This window comes from Flavobacterium sp. (genome assembly GCF_044373165.1).
Classification (GTDB): domain Bacteria; phylum Bacteroidota; class Bacteroidia; order Flavobacteriales; family Flavobacteriaceae; genus Flavobacterium.
On sequence record NZ_JBILQL010000102.1, the window covers coordinates 1 to 7,232 of the forward strand.

The 7,232-nt window shown below is 39.2% G+C and carries 5 protein-coding genes and 1 pseudogene; 1 reads left to right on the top strand and 5 read right to left on the bottom strand.

The window, feature by feature from the left end; genetic code table 11:
• Positions 1-26 precede the first annotated feature (26 nt).
• Both guaA and eno read right to left on the bottom strand, forming a co-directional pair.
• Positions 27-1,556: a glutamine-hydrolyzing GMP synthase gene (guaA, locus tag ACIQ32_RS10830; RefSeq protein ID WP_396195706.1), complete on the bottom strand. Its 1,530-nt coding sequence runs from the start codon at positions 1,554-1,556 to the stop codon at positions 27-29.
• 108 nt (positions 1,557-1,664) lie between these two features.
• Positions 1,665-2,957: a phosphopyruvate hydratase gene (gene eno, locus ACIQ32_RS10835; protein WP_396195707.1), complete on the bottom strand. Its 1,293-nt coding sequence runs from the start codon at positions 2,955-2,957 to the stop codon at positions 1,665-1,667.
• A gap of 222 nt (positions 2,958-3,179) precedes the next feature.
• Between eno and ACIQ32_RS10840 the strand changes: the two genes are divergently transcribed.
• Positions 3,180-4,241, top strand: a complete 1,062-nt coding sequence (locus tag ACIQ32_RS10840) for a hypothetical protein (RefSeq protein ID WP_396195708.1) — start codon at positions 3,180-3,182, stop codon at positions 4,239-4,241.
• Between the two features lie 40 nt (positions 4,242-4,281).
• On the opposite strand, the gene carA is transcribed toward ACIQ32_RS10840, so the two are convergent.
• The 3 genes and pseudogenes from carA to ACIQ32_RS10855 form a co-directional block, all read right to left on the bottom strand.
• Positions 4,282-5,403: a glutamine-hydrolyzing carbamoyl-phosphate synthase small subunit gene (carA, locus tag ACIQ32_RS10845; protein ID WP_396195709.1), complete on the bottom strand. Its 1,122-nt coding sequence runs from the start codon at positions 5,401-5,403 to the stop codon at positions 4,282-4,284.
• Between the two features lie 421 nt (positions 5,404-5,824).
• Positions 5,825-6,307 (bottom strand): annotated as a pseudogene (rplQ, locus tag ACIQ32_RS10850) (50S ribosomal protein L17); the annotation flags it as partial.
• 63 nt (positions 6,308-6,370) lie between these two features.
• Positions 6,371-7,232 (bottom strand): DNA-directed RNA polymerase subunit alpha (locus tag ACIQ32_RS10855; RefSeq protein ID WP_396195710.1); only part of this gene is annotated, 862 nt, incomplete at its 5' end.

Consider the following 7,232-nt stretch of genomic DNA (forward strand, 5'->3'; position numbering starts at 1 on the left):
CATCAACTATTTTGTGTTAACAAAAACTATTCCCATTCTATAGTAGCGGGTGGTTTTGAACTGATATCGTATACCACACGATTCACACCTTTTACTTTATTGATAATTTCGTTAGAGATTTTCATCAGAAACTCATATGGCAAATGCACCCAATCCGCAGTCATTCCGTCAGTAGACTCAACAGCTCTCAGCGCTACTACTTTTTCGTATGTACGCTCATCACCCATTACACCTACACTGTTCACCGGTAATAAAATGGCTCCGGCTTGCCAAACTTTATCGTACAATCCGTGTTCTTTTAAACCGTTAATAAAAACAGCGTCTACTTCTTGTAGGATTCTGACTTTCTCGAGCGTAATGGCTCCTAAAATTCGGATGGACAATCCCGGTCCCGGGAACGGATGTCTGCCCAAAAGTTCCGGGTCAATGCCTAATGTTTTGCCTACGCGACGTACTTCATCTTTGAAAAGCATACGCAATGGTTCTACAATTTGAAGTTTCATATAATCGGGTAAACCGCCTACGTTATGGTGTGATTTGATGGTAGCACTTGGTCCTTTTACCGAAACCGATTCGATCACATCCGGATAAATAGTGCCTTGTGCCAACCATTTTACATCTTCAATGCGATGCGCTTCGTCGTCAAAGACTTCAATGAACACGCGACCGATGGCTTTTCGTTTGGCTTCGGGATCTTCTACTCCGGCTAAAGCTTCCATGAATCTATCAGTAGCATCTACTCCTTTTACATTCAAGCCCATATCTTTATATTGGTGCAAAACATTTTCGAATTCATTCTTGCGCAACAAACCGTTGTTCACAAAAATACAATACAAGTTTTTGCCGATGGCTTTGTTCAATAATACGGCTGCTACGGTAGAATCGACTCCGCCCGACAAGCCAAGAACTACTTTATCCTCTTTGAGTTTGTCTTGCAATTCTTTGACGCAATCTTCTACAAAAGCGTTAGGCGTAAAGTTTTGAGGCACTTCCGCTATTTTAACCAAGAAATTTTCCAGGATTTGCTTGCCATCGGTAGAATGGTAAACTTCAGGATGGAATTGAATGGCATACGTTTTTTCTCCTTCAATGCGATAAGCGGCATTTTCCACGTCTTTGGTACTGGCCAATAATACTCCATTAGTTGGTAGTTGCTTGATGGTGTCGCTGTGACTCATCCAAACCTGACTGTTTAAAGCTACTTCCTCAAAAAAAGCTTCATCGTCTTTGATGAATGAGAGATTGGCTCTACCATATTCCCGAATGTTACTCGGAGCGACTTCACCACCATTGAAATGCGCCAAATACTGCGCCCCGTAACACACGGCCAATAAAGGCATTTGGCCGCGAATTTGAGATAAATCAGGATGAGGAGCGTCTTCGGCTCTCACAGAATAAGGGCTACCCGAAAGGATAACTGCTTTGTAGGTCGATAAATCATCCGGAAAATGATTGTAAGGGAAAATTTCGCAGAATATGTTTAATTCGCGAACGCGGCGTGCAATAAGTTGTGTGTATTGCGAACCGAAATCTAAAATAAGTACGTTGTGTTGCATGCGCAAAAGTAGTACTCTCTGTTGAAAATAAAAAATCGAAAATCGACATTTAGTCAAATAAAAAAGCACCCCAAAACGAGATGCTTTTTATTATTATAAGTGAAGAAATTACTTTTGTTTAAAAGCTTTTACACCGGGAAAATAAGCCGTATTGGCTAATTCCTCCTCTATTCTTAACAATTGGTTGTATTTAGCCATACGGTCTGAACGCGAAGCAGAACCCGTTTTGATTTGACCACAATTTAACGCTACTGCTAAATCGGCAATCGTGTTGTCTTCTGTTTCTCCTGAACGGTGTGACATTACCGAAGTATAACCCGCATTATGTGCCATATTTACGGCAGCTATCGTTTCGGTTAGAGTACCGATTTGGTTTACTTTTACCAAGATAGAATTGGCAATTCCTTTTTGAATTCCGGTTGAAAGGCGTTCAACATTAGTTACAAATAAATCGTCACCTACTAACTGCGTTTTATCACCGATTAATTCGGTTAAGTATTTCCAACCTTCCCAATCGTCTTCGTACATACCGTCTTCGATGGAAATAATCGGATAGTTCGTGGCCAAAGAAGCCAAATATTCGGCTTGTTCTTTAGAGGTTCTTATTTTTCCGGTGGCGCCTTCGAATTTGGTGTAATCGTATTTCCCGTCTACATAAAACTCAGAAGCAGCACAATCCAAGGCTATCATGATTTCATCGCCGAATTTGTAACCGGCATTTTCGACTGCTTTTTTAATGGTATCCAACGCGTCTTCTGTTCCACCGGCTAAGTTAGGAGCGAAACCACCTTCATCGCCTACAGCAGTTGACAAATGTCTGTCGTGTAACACTTTTTTCAAGTTATGGAAAATCTCGGTTCCCATTTGCATGGCGTGGGTAAAGTTTTGGGCTTTTACCGGCATAATCATAAACTCTTGGAAAGCAATGGGTGCATCAGAGTGAGAACCACCGTTGATGATGTTCATCATTGGCACCGGTAACGTATTGGCAGAAACACCGCCCACGTAACGATATAAAGGCAAGCCTAACTCGTTAGCAGCGGCTTTGGCTACCGCTAAAGAAACGCCTAAAATGGCATTGGCGCCTAAGTTAGATTTATTGGCTGTTCCGTCTAAGTCGATCATCAATTGGTCGATGTGGTTTTGTTCGAAAACCGAAACACCCATTAATTCAGGTGCAATTTTAGTATTAACATTGTCAACCGCTTTTAAAACTCCTTTTCCCATATAGGCTTTACCGCCATCGCGTAATTCAACCGCTTCGTGTTCTCCGGTGGAAGCACCACTCGGCACTGCAGCACGACCTAAAACGCCGTTTTCTGTAACTACATCAACTTCAATAGTCGGATTCCCTCTGGAGTCAAGAATTTGTCTCGCATGTACTTTTATGATTATGCTCATTTTAATTTGTTTTAAGATTTTAAATAGGTTCACAAATTTATGAAATTTAAAAAACCGATTCTTAATTATTTACACAACTTATAAACGCAAACGTTTTAGTTTGAGTCAAAAATTGGGATACTTCAATTTAACCATTAATTATACAAGTTTATAATAACATTACACAACACATTTCAAGCTGAGTCAGGCTAATTTTACTTGAATCTTTAAATCCAAATTGACATGAAAAATTCTATCCCTCAAAAAAAATACAAAAACCACCTTTTTGGTTTAATCGGATTGATTCTTTTTGGTTTGATTCCTACATTTAACCATGCTCAAGATTACCGCTTCATCAATGCCTATATGGATGATTTCGGAAAAAACGAAATGTTTGTGAAGAAGTCGTTGATGGATTATTCCATCAGCATAGTTGAAACCCAATTGGCTTCTAGATCGCAGTCTACTGCCGGGAAAATTATTGAAAAACTGGAAAGTATTAATGTGAATTTGAGAATCAACAACAAGGGATTTGAAAACAACACCTTACTTAGAGACAGTTTTATCAAAATGAATCAGAAAACTATTGAATCCTTGTTGAACGGGAGTTTAATTTTAAATGATTATGAGTATCAGAGCACTTTAACCTTAGATGAAATCGGCATAAATCTGTCACAAAAAGAATCAGACCAAGCCAATTATTTTGGAGCGATAAAGAATTATGAAAGCAGCAAAAAAGCGTTTGGAACCCAATACAATATAAATTTCAAGAGTCCGGTTGGTAAAAATGTTTTAGAATACAATGCCCACCAAAACATGTTGTTTTATAAAATCAATGTCATTGATCAAAAACTGACCTCAGTAATATTGGCTCGAGATAAAAAAGGATTTGCAGATTGTTTGAATAGTATTGAAATAATGCACCAAGCTACTATAGTTAAAACCACACTATACAATAATAATTTTAAAGACAACTCTCTCAATAAGGCCAATATCAAATACTCGCATTTTATTAATGGGCAAAAGGCAAAATTTGCGAACTTATTTAATGATTATGTGGATGAGTATAATGTGCTTCAGGCCTTAAAAAATTCAAAAGCACCACAAACCAACGAGACTGTTGCCAACTACAACAAAACTGTTCGGAGTTATAATATTAAAAAGAATTCGTTTTACGAGGTGTATAACGCTATACAGTCTGCCAAGAAAGTATTATATAACAGTTGGTTTGTTACCAATAGTACCTTTTTAAAAAACAATGGGGAATTTGAAAACATCCATGACAAATACGTTGTTAATCAATAATTCCCCTATTTAAAATTCAATCAGTCAAAGGCAAATGGCGCTATACTTCAAGAACGGTTTTTGTTTTTTTGATAAGAGTGATAAAGTCATCAAATAAGTAAGAGGAATCGTGTGGTCCCGGACTGGCTTCCGGATGGTATTGTACCGAGAAACAGTCCTTTGATGTCATACGCATCCCGGCAATCGTATTGTCGTTGATGTGATAGTGTGTAATTTCTAAATCTGGATGTTTTTCTAATTCTTCACGGTTTACTGCAAATCCGTGGTTTTGCGAAGTGATTTCTCCTTTTCCGGTAAGTATATTCATCACCGGATGATTGATACCGCGGTGACCGTTGAACATTTTATAGGTAGAAACTCCGTTGGCTAAACCAATAATTTGGTGTCCGAGACAAATCCCGAATACGGGTTTGTCGGAAGCAATCATTTGTTGGGCTGTTGCGATTACCTCAGTTAATGGTTCAGGGTCGCCTGGTCCGTTAGACAAAAAATAGCCATCGGGATTGAAAGCTTTTAAGTCGTTGAACGAAGTGTTGTACGGAAACACTTTGATATAGCAATCGCGTTTGGCCAAGTTTCTCAAGATATTTCTTTTGATGCCTAAGTCCAAGGCTGCAATTTTATATGAGGCATTTTCTGCTCCGAAAAAATACGGTTCGGTTACCGATACTTTGGAGGCCAACTCTAAGCCTTTCATATCGGGCACTTGAGCCAATAGCGTTTTTAGTTCATCTACCGAAGTACCATCGGTACAGATTACGGCGTTTTGTGCGCCATTATCTCTGATATAGCTTACTAAAGCTCTGGTATCGACATCTGAAATGCAGATTAGGTTTTGCTTTTCGAAATAGTCGTAGAGATTGCTTTCAGAATCGGGGCGTGAATGGGTGAAACTGAAATTTTTACAAACCAAGCCAGAGATCATGATTTGATCGGCTTCTACTTCGTTGGCGTTGACACCGTAGTTTCCGATGTGTGGATTGGTGGCTACCATGATTTGTCCGAAATAAGACGGATCGGTAAAGATTTCTTGGTAACCTGTCATTCCGGTGTTGAAACAAACTTCGCCGAAAGTTTTACCTGAGATTCCGATGGATTTGCCGTAAAAAATTGTTCCGTCGGCCAGTAGTAGTAAGGCTTGTGGTCTTGTAGTATACTTCATTGTTGTGTTGTGTGTGTTAGTTGTTGTTTGTTTGTGGCAAAATTACTTTATTGTGTTGTGATTTTAAAACGGATTTATAAAAGTTTATAAACATTCCTTTAGTTTCCTTGCTAGCCCCGATGGACGCGTCTACCATGTAGTGCAAACAGCGGGAAAATGGAACGCTGATAAATCCCGAGCCATTCGCTCCTGATCTTCTCCAGTGTTCAAATTAGGGCAAAAAAAAAAGGATAAACAAAACTGTTTATCCTTTATATTTAAGAGTGGGCCACCATTAGGCTTGCTCTTCTTTAGATTCTTCGTCGGCCGGAGCTTCAGGCGTTTCATCAGCCGGAGTTTCTTCCACTTCTGCTACTGCAGGAGCTTCGTCTACTACAGGTGTTTCAACAACCTCTGCAATCGGAGTTTCTTCCACTACATCTTCTACAACCGGAGCTGCTTCAACAGCAGGCGCTGCTGCTACAGGAGCTTTTTCAGTAGCAGTCGTTTTTTTAGCACGACGGGTTCTACCTTTTTTCTCTTCTTTTTTACCTCCGTTGTATAGTTCGTTGAAGTCTACCAACTCGATCATAGCCATATCAGCGTTATCTCCCAAACGGTTTCCTAACTTGATGATACGAGTGTATCCTCCCGGACGGTCACCTACTTTAGCGGCAACTTCTCTGAACAATTCAGTTACTGCATATTTGTTTCTGATATAAGCGAAAACGATACGTCTGTTGTGCGTAGTATCTTCTTTAGATTTGGTTACTAACGGCTCAACAAATTGTTTAAGCGCTTTGGCTTTAGCAACAGTAGTGATAATACGTTTGTGCTCTATAAGAGAACAAGCCATATTAGCCAACATAGACTTTCTGTGTCCAGTCTGTCTGCTTAAGTGATTTACTTTTTTTCCGTGTCTCATGACGTACTTTTTTTAACCTTCATCTTGCTACGATCCGCTTTGGAGAGCAAAATATGAAGTAATTTATTCTTTATCTAGTTTATATTTACTCAAGTCCATTCCGAAAGTAAGATTTTTGTTGGCTACCAACTCATCTAACTCGGTAAGTGATTTTTTACCAAAATTACGGAACTTCATTAAGTCGTTTTTGTTGAAAGATACAAGATCTCCAAGCGTGTCAACTTCGGCTGCTTTTAAACAGTTTAAGGCTCTTACTGACAAGTCCATATCCACCAATTTGGTTTTCAATAGTTGTCTCATGTGTAATGATTCTTCGTCGTAAGATTCTGTTTGAGCAATTTCATCAGCTTCCAAGGTGATTCTCTCATCGGAGAACAACATAAAGTGGTGAATTAAAACTTTAGCAGCTTCTGTTAGGGCATCTTTAGGATTGATTGAACCATCGGTTTTGATTTCAAAAACCAATTTTTCATAATCTGTTTTTTGCTCCACACGGAAGTTTTCAATGGCGTATTTCACATTTTTTACCGGAGTAAAAATGGAATCTATGAAAATGGTACCGATAGCTGCGTTTTGTTTTTTGTTCTCCTCAGCAGGAACATAACCACGACCTTTTTCGATAGTGAGTTCCATGTTAAGATTAACTTTGCTGTCAAGGTTACAAATTACCAATTCCGGGTTTAACACTTGGAATCCGGAGATGAACTTTTGGAAGTCACCTGCTGTAATTTGGTCTTTTCCTGAGATGGAGATGGAAACGGTTTCATTATCAACCTCTTCGATTTGACGTTTGAAACGTACTTGCTTAAGGTTAAGGATAATTTCGGTTACATCTTCTACCACTCCTGAAATAGTAGAGAACTCATGCTCAACGCCTTCGATACGAACCGAAGTGATGGCATATCCCTCTAAAGCAGAAAGTAAA